At 68.5% G+C, this 20,036-nt stretch carries 19 protein-coding genes; 8 read left to right on the top strand and 11 right to left on the bottom strand.

Going from position 1 to position 20,036, the window contains the following annotated elements:
* Positions 1-220: 220 nt before the first annotated feature.
* Positions 221-1,567, top strand: coding sequence for a hypothetical protein (locus ACQPZX_RS48090; protein WP_433371737.1), 1,347 nt, complete (start codon positions 221-223; stop codon positions 1,565-1,567).
* 229 nt (positions 1,568-1,796) lie between these two features.
* Here the strand turns inward: ACQPZX_RS48090 and ACQPZX_RS48095 are convergent, their stop codons facing one another.
* Positions 1,797-2,588, bottom strand: a complete 792-nt coding sequence (locus tag ACQPZX_RS48095) for a nucleotidyl transferase AbiEii/AbiGii toxin family protein (RefSeq protein WP_433371740.1) — start codon at positions 2,586-2,588, stop codon at positions 1,797-1,799.
* Entirely contained in the window at positions 2,557-3,546 is a 990-nt protein-coding gene (locus ACQPZX_RS48100; RefSeq protein WP_433371743.1) for a type IV toxin-antitoxin system AbiEi family antitoxin, read from the bottom strand. Before ACQPZX_RS48100 ends, ACQPZX_RS48095 begins: the two co-directional genes overlap by 32 nt.
* 210 nt (positions 3,547-3,756) lie before the next feature.
* Between ACQPZX_RS48100 and ACQPZX_RS48105 the strand changes: the two genes are divergently transcribed.
* Both ACQPZX_RS48105 and ACQPZX_RS48110 read left to right on the top strand, forming a co-directional pair.
* Positions 3,757-3,978 carry a hypothetical protein gene (locus tag ACQPZX_RS48105; RefSeq protein WP_433371746.1) on the top strand — a complete coding sequence of 74 codons (222 nt, stop codon included), beginning with the start codon at positions 3,757-3,759 and terminating at the stop codon, positions 3,976-3,978.
* A gap of 11 nt (positions 3,979-3,989) precedes the next feature.
* Positions 3,990-4,337: an NUDIX hydrolase gene (locus ACQPZX_RS48110; RefSeq protein WP_433371749.1), complete on the top strand. Its 348-nt coding sequence runs from the start codon at positions 3,990-3,992 to the stop codon at positions 4,335-4,337.
* A 20-nt stretch (positions 4,338-4,357) separates the two neighbouring features.
* Here ACQPZX_RS48110 and ACQPZX_RS48115 read toward each other — a convergent pair whose 3' ends face one another.
* The 3 genes from ACQPZX_RS48115 to ACQPZX_RS48125 all read right to left on the bottom strand — a co-directional run bounded on the left by ACQPZX_RS48115 (position 4,358) and on the right by ACQPZX_RS48125 (position 8,074).
* Positions 4,358-4,654 carry a hypothetical protein gene (locus ACQPZX_RS48115; RefSeq protein ID WP_396032209.1) on the bottom strand — a complete coding sequence of 99 codons (297 nt, stop codon included), beginning with the start codon at positions 4,652-4,654 and terminating at the stop codon, positions 4,358-4,360.
* A gap of 78 nt (positions 4,655-4,732) precedes the next feature.
* Positions 4,733-6,916 carry a putative bifunctional diguanylate cyclase/phosphodiesterase gene (locus tag ACQPZX_RS48120; RefSeq protein WP_433371753.1) on the bottom strand — a complete coding sequence of 728 codons (2,184 nt, stop codon included), beginning with the start codon at positions 6,914-6,916 and terminating at the stop codon, positions 4,733-4,735.
* A gap of 3 nt (positions 6,917-6,919) precedes the next feature.
* A complete protein-coding gene (locus tag ACQPZX_RS48125; protein ID WP_433371756.1) occupies positions 6,920-8,074 on the bottom strand; it encodes an FIST signal transduction protein in 1,155 nt (384 codons plus the stop codon).
* A 92-nt stretch (positions 8,075-8,166) separates the two neighbouring features.
* Here ACQPZX_RS48125 and pyrE point away from each other — a divergent pair, with 92 nt between their 5' ends.
* On the top strand, positions 8,167-8,685 hold the full coding sequence (gene pyrE, locus ACQPZX_RS48130) for an orotate phosphoribosyltransferase (RefSeq protein WP_433371759.1): 519 nt from the start codon (positions 8,167-8,169) through the stop codon (positions 8,683-8,685).
* Positions 8,686-8,766: 81 nt separating this feature from the next.
* Here the strand turns inward: pyrE and ACQPZX_RS48135 are convergent, their stop codons facing one another.
* Both ACQPZX_RS48135 and ACQPZX_RS48140 read right to left on the bottom strand, forming a co-directional pair.
* Positions 8,767-9,819 (bottom strand): aspartate-semialdehyde dehydrogenase, encoded by a 1,053-nt coding sequence (locus ACQPZX_RS48135; RefSeq protein WP_433371762.1) that lies wholly within the window; start codon positions 9,817-9,819, stop codon positions 8,767-8,769.
* 8 nt (positions 9,820-9,827) lie between these two features.
* Positions 9,828-11,093, bottom strand: coding sequence for an aspartate kinase (locus ACQPZX_RS48140; protein WP_433371765.1), 1,266 nt, complete (start codon positions 11,091-11,093; stop codon positions 9,828-9,830).
* Positions 11,094-11,209: 116 nt separating this feature from the next.
* Here ACQPZX_RS48140 and ACQPZX_RS48145 point away from each other — a divergent pair, with 116 nt between their 5' ends.
* From ACQPZX_RS48145 to ACQPZX_RS48160, 4 genes are all read left to right on the top strand, one after another.
* Positions 11,210-11,992, top strand: coding sequence for a hypothetical protein (locus ACQPZX_RS48145; protein WP_433371768.1), 783 nt, complete (start codon positions 11,210-11,212; stop codon positions 11,990-11,992).
* A 227-nt stretch (positions 11,993-12,219) separates the two neighbouring features.
* The gene (leuA, locus tag ACQPZX_RS48150; RefSeq protein ID WP_433371771.1) at positions 12,220-13,908 is read left to right on the top strand and encodes a 2-isopropylmalate synthase; all 1,689 of its coding nucleotides are present in this window, start codon (positions 12,220-12,222) and stop codon (positions 13,906-13,908) included.
* Positions 13,909-14,005: 97 nt separating this feature from the next.
* On the top strand, positions 14,006-14,683 hold the full coding sequence (locus ACQPZX_RS48155) for an HNH endonuclease family protein (RefSeq protein WP_433371774.1): 678 nt from the start codon (positions 14,006-14,008) through the stop codon (positions 14,681-14,683).
* On the top strand, positions 14,575-14,931 hold the full coding sequence (locus tag ACQPZX_RS48160) for a hypothetical protein (RefSeq protein WP_433371777.1): 357 nt from the start codon (positions 14,575-14,577) through the stop codon (positions 14,929-14,931). Before ACQPZX_RS48155 ends, ACQPZX_RS48160 begins: the two co-directional genes overlap by 109 nt.
* Positions 14,932-14,986: 55 nt before the next feature.
* Here ACQPZX_RS48160 and ACQPZX_RS48165 read toward each other — a convergent pair whose 3' ends face one another.
* The 4 genes from ACQPZX_RS48165 to ACQPZX_RS48180 all read right to left on the bottom strand — a co-directional run bounded on the left by ACQPZX_RS48165 (position 14,987) and on the right by ACQPZX_RS48180 (position 19,997).
* Complete coding sequence (locus ACQPZX_RS48165) at positions 14,987-16,024, bottom strand: ABC transporter ATP-binding protein (RefSeq protein WP_433371780.1); 1,038 nt, start codon at positions 16,022-16,024, stop codon at positions 14,987-14,989.
* A 16-nt stretch (positions 16,025-16,040) separates the two neighbouring features.
* Complete coding sequence (locus tag ACQPZX_RS48170; RefSeq protein ID WP_433371783.1) at positions 16,041-17,093, bottom strand: ABC transporter ATP-binding protein; 1,053 nt, start codon at positions 17,091-17,093, stop codon at positions 16,041-16,043.
* An 11-nt stretch (positions 17,094-17,104) separates the two neighbouring features.
* A complete protein-coding gene (locus tag ACQPZX_RS48175) occupies positions 17,105-18,103 on the bottom strand; it encodes an ABC transporter permease (protein ID WP_433371786.1) in 999 nt (332 codons plus the stop codon).
* 118 nt (positions 18,104-18,221) lie between these two features.
* Complete coding sequence (locus ACQPZX_RS48180) at positions 18,222-19,997, bottom strand: ABC transporter substrate-binding protein (RefSeq protein WP_433371789.1); 1,776 nt, start codon at positions 19,995-19,997, stop codon at positions 18,222-18,224.
* Between the last annotated feature and the right edge of the window lie 39 nt (positions 19,998-20,036).

Raw genomic sequence — 20,036 nt, forward strand, 5'->3', positions numbered from 1 at the left:
CCAGGACTACCCCCTGGAGACCCCCATGCTTTGCACCAACTGTGGTTCCCCCCTGTCCGCACAGGCGTCCTACTGCGGCACCTGCGGCCAGCCGACCACAACAATCCCCGCTTGGCACTCGGCCCCCACCCAGCAGGTCCCCACCTTCCACGCCGAGCCCCAGACACCCCCATACTCTCCGCCGCAGCCGGCGTGGCCCCCCACACCCCTAGCGTCCCCCATGGCCCAGTCCCAGGCGCAGTACACCCCAGCGTCCCCCCACCCAGCCCCCGCGTACTCCACAACGCAGTCCTACGCCGAGCCGGCCTTCCCCACAACGCAGTCCTACGCCGAGCCGGCCTTCCCCACCACGCAGTCCTACGCCGAGCCGGCCTTCCCCACGACGCCCTCCAACGGCCAGTCGACCTTCCCGGCGCCCCACACCCAGTCGGCACTCTCCACGACGCCGTCCTACCTCGGCTCCGACTTCCCCACGACGTCCTTCGCCACCCCCGACTTCAGCACCCCGACCTACACCGAGCCCAGTTACACCACCCCCACCTTCGGCGACTACAGCCCACCCACCTTCACCAACTACGCCCCGACCTACGGCGACTACTCCCTGCCCAGCTACGGCACTTCCACCTACGAAGAGCCAGCCCCAACCCACACCAGCACCACATACGCCGAGCCGACCTACCGGCCCACACAAGACGGCGGGCCACCCCTGGCCTCACCCGAGCCGACGTCCTACATGCAGCCGCTCTCCCCGGCCCCGGAGCCCCACGCGCACCCGGTGTCTCCAGCGCCGCAGTCCTTTGCGCAGCCGCTCCCCCCAGCGCCGCAGTCCCACGCGTACCCGGTCTCACCGGCCCCGCTGTCCTACGCGCAGCCACTCTCCCCGGCCCCGCACTCCTACGCGCAGCCACTCTCCCCAGCGCCGCTGCCCTACGCGCAGCCGCTCCCGCAGTCCTATGCGCAGCCGGTCTCCCCAGCGCTGCAATCCCACCTCCAGCCGGCACCGCAGCCACACGACCAGCCAATCTCGCCGGCACCGGCCCAGGTCTCAGCCCCGCCGCCGTTCCAGGCGCCACCCACACCCCCGGCCGTCGCAGCCGTGCCGGCGCCACTCGCACCCGTCCTTTCGCAGGCAATGGCCCCCGCCGCGGCTCCGATCCAGGCCACAGCTCCCGCCCCGGTTCCGATCCAAGCCCAAGTCCCCGCCCCCATCGCAGCCCCACCAGCCGCTTCGGCCCCGATATCGCCTCCGCCGCAGTCCCCGCTCCACCCGGGCCAGCTGTACGGCCCACCCCCGATCCAGCCCTACGCCGATCCAGGCCAGCCCAACGAAGACCCCCGCCCCCAAGCCGCCAACCGCTTCGACATAGCCGCCATCCTCTTGACGCTGATCGCGATCCTGGTTTCCCCGATGGGCATAGTCCTGCCCCCGACTTTCGGCGTCCTGGCAATCGTCTGCGGCGCAATTGCCCAGCGACGATCCGAACCCCAGGGCAAGCTCTCCCTGATCCTCGCGGCCGGCGCCACAGCCCTGGGCACACTCGCCGCGATCGTCATAACGCTCCTCTGACGACAACGCCGGCCTATCCACCGGCGCACCTCAGCGATGAGCTACGCGGCGGACGACGCCTTCTTTCGGGACGAAGAGGCCGTCGGTTCAAATCCGGCCACCCCGACCAAGAGTGATGCAGGTCAGGGCCGGTCCCCAGATGTGGGGGATCGGCCCTGACTGCTTCGCGCGCCACAGGCTCGGGTAACTCGTGTGGCGACGGCCGCTCGCGTGCTGAGGCTGTCGGCGGCTAGGCGAAGCCTTTGCGGTAGGCCAGCAGGATGGATCGATTCTCCCGCACCATGCCTCCCATATCGGCCGCCAGCAGGGCGAACTGCTCGGGGGAGTCGAGTAACGCTGTGACAAGTCCCAGATTTTCCGGCGCCAGCAATGACCTGGCCTCTCGTCCGATGCGGTGAGCGCCGGCCAGCTTGGGATCGAACTCGTGGGTTTCTATCAATTCTTGATGGTCTACATAAAGCTGTTCGAGATAAGGGCCTTCGTGATAGGCGTAGACGATGCTTTTTAGATCGATTGCGTCGCGCCGGTTGTCATGGTGGCGATCCTGCCAGGCGAGAAGTTTCAGTACTGACTGGGCGGGCAGGGAGGCCACCGGGACCACCAGGTTTCCCGGGAACGTCACGTGAACTGCGGCGGCCATCGCCTCCTGGAATCCGAATACGTTCATTCGATGATCGTCGGGCCAGGTGATCGTGCGGCTGGCGTCTTCGATTGCGCCGAACGGAATTACGTCGACCTCGGTTTGCTGCACCTCGAATTTGTGTTCGCTGCCCTTTCGGCGCACGAAAGGCTCGGTAAGTTGCCGTAGGTCTGACCAGGAGGAGACGGCAACGGCTACATCGATGTCGGCCGTGGCGCGCTCCGGGACGGATCCCACGACATGGCGGATCAGGATGTCTCGGGCGGTGGCACCGACGACCATGATCTCGACGCCACATTCGTCCGCACGGCGACTCAGTTCGGCCAGCACCGATGCGACTGGCTCCAGGTCAGCCGCGGTCGAGGCGTTGAAGGAGCGCATCGTTCTCCCGGAGGTCGGTAGCCGCCTCGGTCAGCCGGGGGTCGGCCGAGGCGACCAGGTCGCCGTAGATCAATGGCGTGGGCACGGTCAAGGAATGGTTCGCCGGAAGACGCCAGAACATTTGGCGGATCTGGACACCCCCCTCCCCTTGGGGTTTTCGAAACCGATAATCCATGGCGAGCTGCCGCGGGACTTCTGGGGCGTAGAGAACGGCCCGCTTCGGTCGGAGCCTCGGGTTGATTCGATGGGCGGCCGACTCTCCGCCCCACAGGGCGCCGGCCGCGCGAACGCTGTCGTCAGCGTTCTTCCACCAGTCCGGATCCATGGCGTCGAAGCTTGCAAGGGCCAGGCGAGGCCAGAGGTCGAACGCGTACGCCTCCACCCATCGGTTGAAGAGGCTCCGAGTTCGGTACAGCCGCCGTGGCTTGAGGGTCGCGTAGCCGGCATTTTCGAGCTCGGCCAGCACCCACTGAACCGTGCCGAGGGACACGCCGCCGGCCTGGCTTATCTCGCGGTAGGGCGCGGCGATCAGGTCGGGGTCGGCCAGCAGAGTGAAGATCACTTTGAGGCCGCTCGACTTGAACGCCCGCAGGGGCTTATCGGGCGTGCCGGGCTGTATCGAGGGACCACGACGTCCGCGCACGTCGAGCAGTAGCCCATCTCCGCGGAGATACATGTTGCCGACCGAGTCGACGTAGTGCACGTGCTGCTGCCGCAGCACTTCTCCAGCCTGGTCCGAGATGTGGGGTGCTATCAGCAGGAGCTGTCGGTCTGGAGAGGGCCGGAAGGTGTGCGCTGATGCAGGCGAGATCTTGCTCCTGAGCTGGACTTCGTAGGTGAGCGTGCCACCGTTGAGAGTCAGCCGTAGCAGCCGCCCACCGGCGTTGCTGTCGTCGGCGGCGATCTCGGCGACAGTGGCGCCGGCGTCTGCGAGTCGGGCCAGCGCGGCGTCCAGCACTTCGTCGCTTCCTGGTCGCATCCGCACTCCGGTCCGACGTTCATAATTACCTGTTGTTCACGCTCCCTGAACATACATGTTTTTTGAACAGCCAGCTACCTCCCGAACGACGTGCGTCGGCAGCGCCTGGAGAGGCTCTGGAGGAGGCGTTCGCGCCGATCTGGCCGCCGCGCGACGTCGCGGCTCGAAGGTAGTCGATACGATCTTGCCGTGCGTGAACGTCATCCTCACCCCAGCCAGCAGCCTCTGCTGCCGCTCACGATGGTTGTCGCCGTGGTCGTCGGCCTGATCAGCCTTCGAATGGACGGCAAGTACTCGGCGCTCGGTGCGGCATTTGCCTTTGGCTGGTTCCTGGTCGCGTTCGCGCTTTACGGCCTCGCGTGGATACTGCGCGACAACGGGGAATGGCTGGAGTCTCGACGCGACAAATGATTGCCGCCGCTGTGATCGTCGAGTGCGGCCGGGTGCTGCTGGTTCGGCGGCGGGTGGCGGAAGGCCGGCTCTCGTGGCAGTTCCCGGCGGGCAAGGTGGAGCCGGGAGAAACCAGCGTCGCCGCCGCGGTCCGGGAGACATTCGAAGAAACAGGTCTGATCGTACGGGCGATCCGCCCACTCGGCAGCCGCGTCCATCCCGACACGGGTCGAATGATGTTCTACGTCGCCTGCGAAGTCATCGAGGGTACGGCGTTCGTGGCCGCCCCCGAAGAAGTCGCGGAGGTGGCTTGGTGCGACCCCACCATGCTGGCTGGGCTGCACGAACCGGTGCGGGATTACCTGCGGGGGCACGACTGATGCCGTACCCCCGCGTGGTCTTAAAGAGCCAATTGGGGACGCACCGGGACGGCGGCCACCGATGGGCCGACGCTGCGGCCGGGGAGCTGCTGGGGAACGGAATACGGGCCGAGCATCGACTCGACGGCGGGGGCGATGGCGGGGCGGGCGTCCAGCTGGATCAGGCGGGCGGCTCGGGCCAGGGAGCCGGTCTCGCCGTCGCGGAAGCCCTCCCGGTAGCCCTTCTCATAGCGCTCGCCCCGGCCCAGCGCGCGGCCGAGGGCGAAGCAAGAGGAGCCGGCAAGTGCGAGGAGGAAGAACAATGCGAAGGGTGTCACGGAATGTTCCTTCCGAGTAATTAGCACCAATTAGGCGAAAAGTACCCCAAAAGGATCTCCCATGTTGTAGCGCGGTGATCAAGTACGCGGATGGGTGAAGATCTGTTGGCCGGCCAGGCGAGCGGGTAAGTCCGAAGGGTCGGTAGGGCGGCACAGGTGGTATCCCTGGCCGTACGCGCAGCCCAGCCGGCGCAATGCGGACAGCTGGTTGGCGTTCTCGATGCCCTCGGCCACGGTGCGCAGGCCGAGGATCTGGGCGAGCTCGACGATGGTCCGTACGAGAGCCAGATCCTCGCCGGTGAGCTCGGCGCGGGCGATGAAGGCCCGGTCGATCTTGAGCTCGTCGACGGGGAGTTCGCGCAGGTAGGCGAGCGACGAATAGCCGGTGCCGAAGTCGTCGATCGACAGCTGCACACCGAGGCCGCGCAGGACGTGCAGGGCCGCCTTCCCGAGGTCGGGCTCGCTCATCAGGACCGACTCGGTGAGCTCGAGCGTGACGGCGCTGGACGGCAGGCCGGCGATCGCCAGGGCGCGCAACACGGTGTCGGCGAAGCGGGGATGCACCAGCTGGTGACCGGAGACGTTGACGTTGAGCCCCAGGTCGGGGAAGTCGCGGCGCCAGTGGGCCACCTGCTTGGCGCTGGTCTCGAGCACCCACTGGCCGATGTCGACGATCAGGCCGAACTCCTCGGCGATCGGGATGAAGTCGACGGGCGAGACGAAACCGCGGGTCGGGCTGTGCCAGCGGATCAGGGCCTCGACCCCGGTGGGCATGAGGTCGCCGAGGCGGACGAGGGGCTGGTACTGCAGGCGGAACTCGCCCTCGCGCAGCGCGCGCTGGAGGTCGCCGCGCAAGCTCAGGTGGTCGAGGGCCTCGCTCTGCATGTACGGCTCGTAGAGCAGCACCCGGCCGGGGCCGTCCTTCTTCGCGCGGTACATGGCCAGGTCGGCGTTGTGCAGCAGGGCTTCGGAGCGCTCGGCCGAGTCGCGTGAGGTGGCGATGCCGATGCTCGCGCCGATGAAGATCTCGCGGCCGGCCACCCGGAACGGTTCCTTGATCGCGGCGATGATCCGCTCGCCGACTTTCGTGGCGGCGCCGGCCGGAGAGTCGTGCAGGAGGGCGGCGAACTCGTCGCCGCCCAGGCGGGCAGTGGTGTCGCTGGCCCGTACGCAGCCGCGCAGCCGCCGGGCGACCAGGGCGAGCAGCTGATCGCCGGCCTCGTGGCCGAGGCTGTCGTTGACGGTCTTGAACCGGTCGAGGTCGATGAACAGGACGCTGGTCGGATCGGTGTCGGTGTTCCGCGAGGCCAGGACCCGGTTCAGGATCTTCAGGAACAGGGCCCGGTTGGGCAGGCCGGTGATCGGGTCGTGGTGTGCCTCGCGGACCGCCTCGACGGTGCGCGCGTCGGTCAGCGCGAGGCTCACCTGCTGGGCGAAGGCGGCGAGCTGGTCGCGCTGCTCGGTGCACTGGTTGGCCGAGCCGGGCAGGTGGGCGACCAGGCTGCCGGCCATCTCGCCGGTCACCCGCACGGGAGCGGCGATCACCGTGCCGCTGTCGTCCGCGCGGATCAGCACCGTGCCGCCGGACATCGCGGCCCGAGCAGCCGACTCGTGCAGCGGCCCGCCGTCGGAGCCGCCGCAGGTCGAGGCGACACTCAGCCGCCGATCGGGCCCGCCCTCGGCGAGCAGCAACGACACCGTCGCGCCGTCCAAGAGCTCGGCCGCGCCGCCGGTCACCGCATCGAGGATCTCGGGCAGCGGCCGCCGGCCGGAGATCGCGCGCTGGATGGTCAGCAGCGACTCGACCAGCCGCTGCCGGGTCTGCGCCGTGGTCGCCTGGCGCTCCTTCTCCTCGCGCAGGTGACGTTCGGCGGCGAGCACCCGGATGCTGCGCAGCGCGAGCCCCAGCACCTGCGCCATGCCCTGGAGCATCTGCCGCTCCTCGGGGGCGAACGGCTCGTCGGCCCGGCAGACGATCATCGCGTCCGCGTCCTCGCCGCCCAGAGGGCTGGCCACCGCGTAGAGCTTGCCCAGGTCGGCGACCTCGAGCAGGGAATCACCGGCGGCGACGGCCAGGAGGCCCGCTTCCGGGATCACACCGCCGAATCCGTACGCCCCGGAGACCTTGCCCTCCCGCACCACCGCGCCCACCTCGGCCTCGACCATCTCGGTGGCCCGCTCGACGGCGTTGGCGACGGCCGACGCCTCGTCGTCGGCGGCGTTGACCGCGGTGAAGTACTCGGTCAGCAGGTAGGTCAGCATGCGTCAGCCCAGTGCGAGGGTGACCAGGGTGAGGTGGTGCAGGCCGCTCGCGCCGCGCACCCGGGCGATCTCCCCGGTGGTGTAGAAGCCGGCGAACGGGGCGTCGCCCAATGCCGTACGCATCGCGGCGATCTCGTCCTCCATGCCGCCCTCGATCAGGCCCGCTCGCCGTCCGCCGCAGTCGAAGGCGAGCACGCCGAGCGGGGCCAGCCCGTCGAGCCGGGCGGTCGCCTCGGTGCACGACCAGGTCGCGCCGTCGATCAGCGCCTGCCGGTCGGCCTCCATCAGCCACACCAGCGCGCCCTGCGGGACGTCGGCGGTGCCCCAGACCGAGCGTTCCTCGTCGTCGCCGGCGTGGATCACCCGGATGTCCTCGCCGTTGCGCCGGGACAGCCCGAGCGGCTGCAGCGCCCGTCCCCGGTCGAAGAACTCGTCGGCGGTGCCGTCGAAGTTGTTGCGGCGCAGCAGCACGTCGAGGGCCGGCTCGTCGTCGAGGCGGTAGATGTGGGCGCCCTGGCTCCTGGTGACCACCATCGGCGGCTCGGTGCGCCGCCAGCCGTGCGCCATGCCGATGCCGATCGGCCCATCGGAGCCGAGCGCGAGCCCGACCACGGTGCCGCTGAGCACCTGGTCGTCGCAGAACTGATAGGTCCGCTCGAAGTGCCGGTCGTCCGCGCCGAAGCCGCCGACCAGCGGCCAGGCCGCGCCGACCGTCGAGTACGCGCCGCGGACGATGTCGTGCGGCCGCCCGGTCATGCCGTCGGCCAGCAGGATCAGCACCCGGTTCGGGTCGTGCAGGCCGCGCAGCGCCTCGGCCGCCGCTGCGCCGGCCGCCCGCGGATCGTGCTCGTCGACCTGCGCCACCCGGGTGTGCACGGTGAAGCCGTCGCCGCCGAGCGCGGCGATCGCCACCCCGCCCACGGTCATCCCGGCGTTGCCGAGCTCGCCCATGGTGGTGCTGCCCACGATCGCGGCGTCCGGGCCGGCCTCCTCGCGTACGGCGGCGAGCAGCGCGGGCAGGTCGTGCGCGACGGAGCTGAAGACGAAGACGGCCTTGGGGTCGCGGCCGCCGATCGCCTCGACCGCGGCCTCGGCACCGGCCTTGGCGGAGTCGGCGGCGGCGCTCTGGCCGGCGCCGAACCAGCGGTGGGTCTCCACGATCTTCTGATCGGCGGGTTTTGTCGGTTGCTGAGTGGTTGCGTCCGGGGTGCTGTCGGTTGTCTGCGAGCGGCCTGACAGGCTACGTCCTTGTGACTTCCTCTGAAGACCTCGCGCGGCGCGTCCGCGACGTGAGCCGCCTTACCGGCGAGTTCGTCCTGCGCTCGGGACGGGTCGCCAACGAGTATTTCGACAAGTACCAGTTCGAGGCCGACCCGCAGCTGCTCGACCAGCTGGCCGAGCGGATGGCCGTGCTGATCCCCGAGGGCACCGAGGTGCTCGCCGGCCTCGAGATGGGCGGCATCGCCGTGGTGACAGCGCTGGCCCGGCACGCCAAGCTGCCCACCGCGTTCATCCGCAAGCAGGCGAAGCAGTACGGCACCGCGCGGCTCGCCGAGGGCGCCGAGGTGGCCGGCCGCCGGGTGCTGGTGGTGGAGGACGTGGTGACCTCCGGCGGCCAGGTGGTGATCTCCACCGGCGAGCTGCGGAAGCTCGGCGCGCACGTCGACCACGCGCTGTGCGTGATCGACCGCCAGGAGGGCGGCGCGGCCGCTCTCGCGGAGGCCGGGATCACCCTACGCGCGCTTCTGACTCGCGAGGATCTCGCCTAAACCAAGCCAACCACGTATTTCCCGCGAGCCCGGTATCAGGGGACTCCCGCGATCGCCCAGCCGATGAGGAGGCGACGCCAGCTAGCGCTGTTCGGCGGCGAGCAACTCGGCTATCTGGACCGTGTTGAGCGCCGCCCCCTTGCGCATGTTGTCGCCCGTCACGAACAGGTCGAGCGCTCGCGGGTCGTCCATCGCCCGGCGGATGCGGCCCACCCACGACGGGTCGGTGCCGACCGCGTCGATCGGCATCGGGAACTCGCCCGACTCGGGGTCGTCGACCAGGATCACGCCGGGGGCGTTGCGCAGTGCCTGCCGGGCGCCGTCGGCGGTGACCTCGGAGCCGAAAACGGCGTGCACGGCGATCGAGTGACCGGTCACCACCGGCACGCGGACGCAGGTTGCCGAGACCTTGAGCGCCGGGATGCCGAGGATCTTGCGGGACTCGTTGCGCAGCTTGAGCTCCTCGGACGACCAGCCGAGGGCGGCGATGTCACCCGACCAGGGCACCACGTTGAGCGCGAGCGGCGCCGAGAACGGGCCCAGGTCGTCGCCGACGGCCTGGCGCACGTTGCCCGGGCGTGACCCGAGCAGCCGGTCGCCGGCCACCTTGCTGAGCTGGTCGTGCAGGGTGTCGACGCCGAACTGGCCGGCGCCCGAGGCCGCCTGGTAGGAGGCCAGGACCAGCTCGCGCAGGCCGTACTCGCGGTGCAGCGGCGCGATCGCCATGATCATGGCCATCACGGTGCAGTTGGCGTTGGAGACGATGCCGCGGGGGCGATCTCGCATCGCCTCCTGGTTGACCTCGGGCACCACCAGCGGGACGTCGTTTTCCATGCGGAAGGCGGCCGAGTTGTCGACCACCGTCACGCCGCGCGCGGTCGCCACCGGCGCCCACTCGAGCGAGACCTCGTCGGGGAGGTCGAACAGCGCCACGTCGACGCCGTCGAACGCCTCCGGCGTCAGCTCGCGCACGGTCAGCTGCTCACCGCGGCAGCTGAGCTGCTTGCCGGCCGAGCGCGCGGACGCGAGCAGTCGGATCTCCCCCCAGACGTTGCGCCGGGAGGAGAGCAGCTCGAGCATGACTGTCCCGACGGAGCCGGTGGCCCCGACGACGGCGAGCGTGGGCTGCGCCATCGGTGCGCTTACCGGCCGGTGCCCGCGTACACCACCGCTTCCTCGTTGCCGCCGAGCTCGAACTGCTCGTGCACGGCACGGACGGCGGTGTCGAGGTCACTGTCGCGGCAGACCACGGAGACCCGGATCTCGGAGGTGGAGATCATCTCGATGTTGACCCCGGCCTCGCCGATGCAGGCGAAGAACGAGGCGGCCACGCCGGGGTGCGAGCGCATGCCGGCGCCGATCAGCGAGACCTTGCCGACGTGGTCGTCGAAGAGCAGGCTCTTGAACTTGATCTTTTCCTTGATCTTGTCGAGGGCGGTCATCGCGGTCGGACCGTCCGCCTTCGGCAGGGTGAAGGAGATGTCGGTACGGCCGGTGCCCTCGGTCGAGATGTTCTGCACGATCATGTCGATGTTGATCTCGGCCTGGGCCACCGTGTTGAAGATGTGGCCGGCCGCGCCGGGCTCGTCCGGGACGCCGACGATCGTGATCTTGGCCTCGCTCCGCTCGTGGGCGACCCCGGTGATCAGCGCTTGTTCCACAGAAGGGTCCTCCATCGATCCGGTGACCATCGTGCCGGGCTTGTTGGAATACGAAGAGCGTACGTGGATCGGCACCTTGAAGCGGCGCGCGTACTCCACGCATCGCAACATCAGCACCTTCGCCCCGCCGGCGGCGAGCTCGAGCATCTCCTCGTACGTGATCTGCTTGATGTGCTTGGCATTGGGCACGATCCGCGGGTCGGCGGTGAAGACGCCGTCGACGTCGGTGTAGATCTCGCAGACGTCCGCGTGCAGGGCCGCCGCCAGGGCGACCGCCGTCGTGTCGGAGCCGCCGCGGCCCAGCGTGGTGATGTCCTTGGTGTCCTGCGAGACGCCCTGGAAGCCGGCCACGATCGCGATCGCGCCCTCGTCGAGCGCCGAGCGCAGGCGGCCGGGAGTGACGTCGATGATCCGGGCCTTGCCGTGCACCGAGGTGGTCAGCACGCCGGCCTGCGAGCCCGTGTAGGAACGGGCCTCGTAACCCAGGTTGTGGATCGCCATCGCGAGCAGCGCCATCGAGATGCGCTCGCCGGCGGTCAGCAGCATGTCGAGCTCGCGACCGGGCGGCAGCGGGCTCACCTGGTTGGCCAGGTCGAGCAGCTCGTCGGTCGTGTCGCCCATCGCGGACACCACGACGACCACGTCGTCGCCGGCCTTGCGGGCCGCGACGATGCGCTCCGCCACCCGCTTGATCCGCTCGGCGGTCGCCACGGACGAGCCACCGTATTTCTGCACCACCAGTGCCACGGGGAACCATTCCTTCGGTCAGGACAATCGCCACCACCCTAGCCGCGACCACCGCGAAGGCCGACACGCGATCCCAGATTGCGGCCTTCAGCGGACCTGGAGGCGAGAATGTCTCGGTGCGCCCACGCTCCCGGCTCCTGTCCGCGTCGGCCGCCGCGCTGCTCGTGCCGGCGGTCGCGGCGGGCTGCAGCGGCACGCCCGAGACCACGCCGACCACCGCGTCCTCGCAGCCACCGGCGGGTGGCGACGATCCGGACGGCCGGGCCGATCTGATCGCCCGGGCCACGCTGGCGCAGGACAAGGCGTACGCCGCGCTCTACACGCTCACCGGCGGCGACGGCCGGCAGCGCAACGTCGTGGCCACGATCGGCGCGGACGGCACGTGGCGGGTGGATGTCAGCGACGCGGTTCTCGGCGGCACCACCGACGTGTCGATCGTTTCGACAGCGGCCGGCGTCTTCCAGTGCACCGTCTCTTCTCCGAGCAACCCCATCACCCCGACTTGCGTACGGGTGGCAGATGCCGGAAAGCGCGTGCCGAAGGAATACTCTCCCCAGGTCGAGCGCCTGTTCCGGCAATGGCTCCCGGTCTTCACCGACCGGCAGTCGGCGCTGTCCGTGACCGAGGTGGAGCCGCTGAAGGGCGCGCAGGGCGCCTGCTTCTCGATCGACTCGATCTCGGCCGCGCTCAAGGCGCCGGTCGACATCGGCATCTACTGCTACGCCCGGGACGGCGTGCTGACCGCGGCCCGGGTCGACTTCGGCGTGCTCAAGCTGGTCAGCCAGGTCACCGGCCCGGCCACTGTGGCGCTGCCCGGCCCCGAGGTGCCCGGCCAGGCGATGAGCACGGACGCCCCGCCCGCCGTTGTACAACCGTCCGTGGGAGCTTCACCGGCCTGACTTCGGCATCCCACGATCCGGGCGTAGAGTTAGCCACGTCCGCGATGATCACGTAGGGTGATTTCGACATGTGGCAGACGCTCCTCCTTCGCTGCCGCGACGAGGCCCCATCCCAGGCCGGCACCTCGTCGCGGAGTTGACGCGCGCCGCCTGCTCGCCTCACTTTCCCTTGGAGCAGACACATGTCCACCGTCGACAACCCTTTTGCCACGCAGCGAACGAGTTCGATGCCGTTCGAGCGGTACGCGCCGTACCAGCAGCAGTTCAAGATTGATCTGCCCGACCGCAAATGGCCGACCCGGCACGTCGAGGCCGCGCCCCGCTGGTGCGCCGTCGACCTGCGCGACGGCAACCAGGCCCTGATCGACCCGATGTCCCCCGAGCGCAAGCGGCGCATGTTCATGCTGCTGGTCCAGATGGGGTACAAGGAGATCGAGGTCGGCTTCCCGGCCGCGTCGCAGACCGATTTCGACTTCATCCGCCAGCTCATCGAGCAGGATCTGATCCCCGACGACGTCACCGTCCAGGTGCTGACGCAGTGCCGGGAGCACCTGATCGAGCGCACCTTCGAGTCGCTGCGCGGCGCCAAGCGGGCGATCGTGCACTTCTACAACTCGACGTCGGTGCTGCAGCGCCGGGTGGTCTTCGGCCTGGACAAGGACGGCATCACCGACATCGCCACGAGCGGCGCCCGGTTCTGCCAGAAGTACGCGGAGATCTACACCCCCGACACCGAGATCTTCTACGAGTACTCCCCCGAGTCCTACACGGGCACCGAGCTGGAGTACGCGCTGGAGGTCTGCTCCGCGGTGATCGACGTGATCGACCCGACGCCGGCCCGGCCGTTGATCATCAACCTGCCGGCCACGGTCGAGATGGCCACCCCCAACGTGTACGCCGACTCGATCGAGTGGATGCACCGGCACCTGCCGCGCCGCGACTCGGTGATCCTGTCGCTGCACCCGCACAACGACCGCGGGACCGGCGTCGCCGCCGCCGAGCTAGGCCTGCTGGCCGGCGCCGACCGCATCGAAGGCTGCCTGTTCGGCAACGGCGAGCGCACCGGCAACGTCGACTTGGTGACGCTGGGGCTGAACCTGTTCTCCCAGGGCATCGACCCGATGATCAACTTTGCCCAGATCGACGAGATCAAGCGGACCGTCGAGTACTGCAACCAGCTGCCGGTGCACGAGCGGCACCCGTACGTGGGCGACCTGGTCTACACCTCGTTCTCCGGCTCCCACCAGGACGCGATCAACAAGGGCTTCGCCTGGCTGAATACAGACGCAGCCGCCGCCGGCGTCGAAGTCGACAAGTTCACCTGGGGTGTGCCCTACCTGCCGATCGACCCGAAGGACGTGGGCCGCAGCTACGAGGCGGTCATCCGGGTCAACTCGCAGTCCGGCAAGGGCGGCGTGGCGTACATCATGAAGGAGGAGCACAAGCTCGACCTGCCGCGTCGGCTGCAGATCGAGTTCTCCGGCGTAGTGCAGCACCACACCGACGAGGAAGGCGGCGAGGTCTCCCCGCAGGAGATGTGGGACATCTTCGCCGGCGAGTACCTGATCGAGCGCCAGCAGTCGACCGCCTTCAAGATCGAGGGCTACAGCACGGCCACTGTGGACGGCAAGGTCGAGATCGACGTCGAGGTCTTCCACCGGGGCGTACGGCGTCCGCTGGTCGGCGTCGGCAACGGTCCGATCGACGCGTTCGTGCAGGCCGTCCAGCCGCTGGGCATCCAGGCCCGGGTCCTCGACTACAACGAGCACGCGCTGACCTCCGGCGGCGACGCCCAGGCCGCGGCGTACGTCGAGGTCGAGGTCGGCGACAAGGTGGTCTGGGGCGTGGGGATCGACGCCAACATCGTGAGCGCATCGATCAAGGCCGTTACCAGCGCCATCAATCGCGCGCGCTGATCTCGCCGCCCGCGCGCCGTGACGGCGGCGCGCGGGATGATCCACTCACGGGTGATCGACTCGGACAGAACGGGCGGGGCACTCCTACGCTGAGGGAGTGCCCCCTCACACCCCTCGATGGACCGTTGCCCTCCTGACCGCCGCCGCCCTGAGCCTGAGCGCCTGCGAAGGCGTCTCGATCGCCGTCGGCCCGTCCGCCTCGAGCTCTTCTTCCGGCTCTTCCACCGGCCCCTCGTCAGGTGAGGCCCTCGGTGACGCCAAGACGCAGCTCGACAAGCTGGTCGTGGCCAAGGCCGGCTCGATGAAGGGCTACAGCCGCGAGAAGTTCCCGCACTGGCGCGGCACCGGCAGCAACTGCGACGTCCGCGACTCGGTGCTCAAGCGGGACGGCACCAAGGTGAAGCTCTCCGGCTGCAACGTGGTGGCCGGCACCTGGAAGAGCATCTACGACGGCAAGACGCTGAACTCACCGACCCTGGTGGACATCGACCACATGGTGCCGCTGGCCAACGCGTGGCGCTCGGGCGCGGCGTCCTGGACCACGGATCAGCGGGAGAACTTCGCGAACGACCTGGATGATCCGCAGCTGGTCGCGGTGTCGGCGTCGTCCAACCGCTCCAAGGGCGACCAGGACCCGTCCACCTGGAAGCCGACCGACTCCAGCGCGTGGTGCGAGTATGCGCGAGACTGGATCGCGGTGAAGACCCACTGGAAGCTCACGGTCACCACCGCCGAGAAGTCCGCCCTCGCCGACATGCTGGAGAAATGTTCATGACCACGGATCTGACCACCGACATCGTCGCCGGTCCCGGCGGCGTCATGACCGATGAGGTCGGCGTCGTCACCGGCGACCTGACCCTGCACACCGAGGTTTCCGGCGCCGACGCGACCGTCCAGGTGCAGTACAAGGAAGCCGAGGAGTGGTACACGGTCACCGGCGGTACGGCCACGCTCAAGGACCCCGCGGACGCGGCAGCCGTTCATCAGGTGGCGGTCGGCATCCTCAACCGTCCGGAAGGCTGAGACCCGCCCCGCCTGATCGCGGGACGGGTGCTCACGCCGTACGATATGCGGCTCTTTAAGCCGGAGTTGCAGCTGGCCGGCGGCCGGCGACGACCTCGTCCTCGACCACCGGGAAATGACACGCCGTCAGGTGGGACGCCGGGTCGTCCATGCGGGTGACCAGCGGCGGCTCTTCCGTGGCGCAGATGTCCTGCGCCTTCCAGCAACGCGTGCGGAACCGGCAGCCGGACGGCGGGTTGATCGGACTGGGCACGTCGCCGGTGAGCAGCACGCGCTCGCGCTGCGCGCGATCACGCCGGGCCGGGTCGGGCACCGGGACGGCCGACATCAAAGCCACGGTGTACGGGTGGCGTGGGTTGCGATAGAGGTCGTCCCGCTCGGCGATCTCCACGACCTTGCCCAGGTACATCACCGCGACCCGGTCCGAGATGTGCCGGACCACCGACAGGTCGTGCGCGATGAACACGTACGTCAGGTCGAACTCGCTCTGCAGGTCGTCCAGCAGGTTGACCACCTGCGCCTGGATCGACACGTCGAGCGCCGACACCGGCTCGTCCGCAATGATCATCTTCGGCCGCAGGGCCAGCGCGCGGGCGATGCCGATGCGCTGGCGCTGACCGCCGGAGAACTCGTGCGGGTACCGGTTGTAGTGCTCGGGGTTGAGGCCGACCAGCTCGAGGAGCTCCTGGACCGCCTTCTTGGTGCCCTGCGGCGTCGGGATGTTCTGGATCTGCAGCGGCGCCGCGATGATCGAGCCGACCGTGTGCCGCGGGTTCAGCGACGAGTACGGGTCCTGGAAGATCATCTGTACGTCGCGGCGCAGCGGCCGCAGCTGGGACAGGGACCGGTGCGAGATGTCCTTGCCCTCGAAGATGATCTTGCCGGCGGTCGGCTCGAGGATCCGGCTGAACAGCCGGCCCGTCGTCGACTTGCCGCAGCCGGACTCGCCGACCAGGCCCAGCGTCTCGCCCGCCTTCACCTGAAGATCGATGCCGTCGACCGCGCGGACCGCGCCGACCTTCCGCTTGAACAGGCCCTTCGTGATCGGGAAGTGCTTTTCGAGTCCCGACACCTCGAGCAGGTTCTCACTCATCGTTCATTCACTCCGCTCACAGGTTCGGTAGCACTTCCTCCTGGAAGATCTTGCGTCGATCTTCCGCGGGAAGGTGGCAGGCGACGAGGTGCCCGGCGCTGTGGCCGTCGTCGCGCAGCAGCGGCACCTCGGTGAAGGACCGGTTGCCGTTGCGTCCCGCGTAGGGGCAGCGCGGGTTGAACGCGCACCCCTGCGGCAGGTTGATCAGACTGGGCGGACTGCCCTTGACCGGCGTGAGCCGATCGCGGACGTCACGGTCGAGACGCGGCATCGAGCCGAGCAGACCCCACGTGTACGGGTGCTGCGGGTTCTTGAAGACATCGAGGGCGGGGCCCTTCTCGATGACCTTTCCGCCGTACATGACCAGGACATCGTCGGCGAGCTCGGCCACCACACCCAGGTCATGGGTGATCATGATGACCGCCGAGCCGAACTCCTCCTGCAGGTCGCGGATCAGGTCGAGGATCTGCGCCTGCACCGTGACGTCGAGGGCCGTGGTCGGCTCGTCCGCGATCAGCAGCGCCGGGTCGTTGACCAGGGCCATCGCGATCATGGCGCGCTGACGCATACCACCCGAGAACTGGTGGGCGTAGTCGTTGAAGCGGCGCTCCGGCTGCGGGATGCCGACCCGGGCGAGCATGTCGATGGCCCGCTCGCGGGCGACCTTCTTGTTCACGCCGGGGTGGTGCACCCGGTACGCCTCGACGATCTGCGACCCGACCGTGAAGTACGGGTGCATGGCGCTCAGCGGGTCCTGGAAGATCATCGCGATCTTGCCGCCGCGCAGCAGGCGGACCTGCTCGTCGGTGGCGGTGACCAGTTCCTGGTCGTCGAGCCAGATCTCGCCGGTGACCTTGGCGTTGCTCCGGGTCCGGTGCAGGCCGAGCATGGCCAGCGAGGTGACGCTCTTGCCGGAGCCGGACTCGCCGACGATGCCGAGCGTCCTGCCCTTCTCCAGCGTGAAGGCCGAGCCGGTGACCGCCTGGACCAGGCCGTCGTCGGTGTTGAACCGGACGTTGAGGTCCTTGACCTCGAGGAACGGTCGCGGGGCAGTTGAGCCGATGGACAACGTAGCCTCCCTCAGCCCAGCCGCACACGCGGGTCGATGACGCCGTACAGCAGGTCGACGATCAGGTTCATGATGACGATGAAGGACGCGGCGAACAGGGTCACGCCCAAGATCACCGGCAGGTCGCTGGTGCGGATGGCGTTGAGCGCGTAGTAGCCGAGACCACGGAGGTTGTAGACCGCCTCGGTCAGGACGGCGCCGCCGAGCAGCGCGCCGAGGTCGAGGCCGAAGACGGTGACGAGCGGGGTGAGACCCGAGCGCAGGCCGTGCTTGCCGATCACGGTGCGCTCGCGCAGGCCCTTGGCCCGGGCGGTGCGGATGTAGTCCTCACCGAGGGTCTCGAGCATGTTGGCCCGGGTGAGCCGCGCGTACGTCGCGGCGAACAGGAACGCGAGCGTGATCCAGGGCAGGATCAGGCCGGTGAACCAGTCCCACGGGTTGTCGACGAACGGCGTGTAGCTCGGGTTCGGCCAGCCCAGCCAGTACACGAAGATGCTCAGCGACAGCAGACCGGTGAAGTAGATCGGGAGCGATACGCCGGCCAGCGCGATACCCATCACCGATCTGTCCCAGATCGTGCCGCGTCTCAGTGCCGAGATGACGCCGAAGACGACGCCCATCAGCACCCACAGCACGGCGGCGCCGATGGCGAGCGAAACGGTGACCGGGAGGGCGTCCGTCAGCAGCGGCCACACCTCCTGGTTGGTCTTGAACGAGTAACCGAGGCAGGGCGCGTCGCAGTGCGTGGCGTCCGTACCGGTGCCGTAGTCCCGGCCGGCCACCAGGCCCTTGAGGAACTTGCCGTACTGAACCACGATCGGGTCGTTGAGCCCGAGCTTGGTCCGGATGCCCTCGATCGCTACGGGGTCGGCCTGCTTGCCGATGTACAGCAGCGCAGGGTCGCTCCCGGTGGCCTTGGGCACCAGGAAGAAGACGCAGAAGGTCACGAAGGTGACCACAATCAGCGTCACGACGGCGTTGAACAGCCGCCGGATGAGATAAGTCAGCACGACTTTCGGCCGAGGACCGGGCGGGTGCCGAGCTCTTGCGAACCCGGCACCCGCCCGGAGGGGGCGGCCTTCACCTGCCCTTCGATTTACCCGTCGGTGCTACAGCGACCGGTAATGGTTACTTGCCGTCGCTGACGCCGAGGGACGCGAAGTCAACCATGGCCAGGCCCTGGTGGAAGTACACGTTCGTCAGCCGCGGGTTGTAGTAGTTGAGCGCCTTGTCGAAGACGAACGGCACGAAGTAGTTGCCGTCCATGACCTTCTCGTTGGCCTGCTGGTAGTCGGCCGCCGCCGCCTGAGCGTCCTTCTCGGCCAGACCCTTGGTGAACAGGTCGTTGATGGCCGGGTCGTTGATCTCGGGCAGGTTGTAGTTACCGGTCTTGGCGATGAACGAGCCCATCGCCAGCGGGGCCAGGTATCCGTAACCGGTGGGGAAGTCGGCGCCCCAGCCGGAGATCATGATGCCGTAGCCCTTGGCCTTCACAACGGCCGGCGAACCGACGACCGAGCTGACGAGCTTGCCGTCGTACTGCTCGATCGACGCGTTGATGCCGACGGTCTTGAGCGCCGCCTGGAGGGCGGTCGCCGTGGCGACCTCGGCCGGCTTGTTGTTGCGGACCGCGATCTTGGTGTCGAAGCCGGTCGGCTTGCCACAGGCCTGCAGAGCGGCCTTGGCCTTGTCGACCTGCGGCTTGCCCTGGGCGCGACCGTACGGGTCGTACTTCGGGTCGGCACCGAGGATGTTCGGCGGCAGCATGTTGGTGGCGATGTCGCCACCGGCGATCGGGCCACCGCGAGCGGTCTGCAGCGTCGTCGGGTCGGACGCGTAGATGACGGCCTTACGGCACTCGATGTTGTCCAGCGGAGCGACCGTGGTGCCCAGCGCCGCGTACCGGATGAACCCGTTGTTCGGGTTGTACGCGGTCTCCTTGAGCTTGTCGTTCGTCAGGATTTGCGTACGCGCCTGGGTCTGCACACCGCTCTGGCTGGCGTCCAGGTCAGCCGTGCCCTGGATCAGGCGGGAGTCCATGTCGTCGGCGTTCGTGGTGATCGTCAGGACGATCTTGTCCGGGAGCGCCTTGCGGTTCGGGTCGGTCGAGGCGTCCCAGTTCGTGTTGCGAACCAGGGTGGCGCCGCTACCGGGCTTGATGCTCTCGAACTTGTACGGGCCCGAGGAGGCCGGCGCGAGGGCGTACTTGTCCTTGGTGTCCCGCTTCTGCGGCACCGGGGCGCCGCCGGGCAGGGCCAGCTCGTACGGGAAGTTCGCGTTCGGCGCCTTGAGGTGGAACACGATCGTCGAGTCGTCGGGCGTCTCGACGGTCTTCAGACCCAGCTTGTTCGGGTCGGTGTCCTTGTACGGGCCGGGGTAGTTCTGACCCTGGTCCAGCTCCTCGATCAGGTACAGCGGGCCGCCGGGAACGACGTCCTGAGCGAAGATGCGCTCGATGCCGTACTTGATGTCCTTCGAGGTGATGGGCGAGCCGTCGTCGAACTTGAGGCCGCTCTTCAGCTTGAACGTGTAGGTCTTGCCGTCCGCGCTGACCTCCGGGGCGGCCGTGGCCAGGTCCGGGGTCAGGATCAGACCGTCGGCGCCCGGCTTCGGCGTGTAGGTCATCAGCGTGCGGCTGTAGAGCCGGTTCATGTCGATGGTCCAGGCGTAGTACGAGATCGCCGGGTCCCACGAGTCAGCGTCCTGCGGGCTCCACAGGTTGAGCGTGCCGCCCTTCTTGTCGCTCGCGTTGACGACCTTGGTCGCCGCGGCGTTGAAGGCAGCCCCCGTGTTCGAGTTGTTGTTCGAGTTGTTGTTGTCATCCGAGCCGCCACCGCATGCGGCGGTCAGCCCCAATGTGAGGGCAGCCGTCGCGGCCACCATCACTTTCGTCTTGCCTGCCACCTAAACTCCTACCTCCTCGAACGGCGACCTTGCGGGGGG

The organism is Actinoplanes sp. CA-142083 (assembly GCF_050942195.1).
Lineage (GTDB): Bacteria > Actinomycetota > Actinomycetes > Mycobacteriales > Micromonosporaceae > Actinoplanes.

Coding starts and splice junctions, on each gene's coding strand:
- ACQPZX_RS48135 (WP_433371762.1), bottom strand. CDS start 9,819: ATGGCGCAGCCCACGCTCGCCGTCGTCGGGGCCACCGGCTCCGTCGGG.
- ACQPZX_RS48095 (WP_433371740.1), bottom strand. CDS start 2,588: ATGCGCTCCTTCAACGCCTCGACCGCGGCTGACCTGGAGCCAGTCGCA.
- leuA (WP_433371771.1), top strand. CDS start 12,220: ATGCCGTTCGAGCGGTACGCGCCGTACCAGCAGCAGTTCAAGATTGAT.
- ACQPZX_RS48120 (WP_433371753.1), bottom strand. CDS start 6,916: ATGCTGACCTACCTGCTGACCGAGTACTTCACCGCGGTCAACGCCGCC.
- ACQPZX_RS48165 (WP_433371780.1), bottom strand. CDS start 16,024: ATGAGTGAGAACCTGCTCGAGGTGTCGGGACTCGAAAAGCACTTCCCG.
- ACQPZX_RS48090 (WP_433371737.1), top strand. CDS start 221: ATGGCCCAGTCCCAGGCGCAGTACACCCCAGCGTCCCCCCACCCAGCC.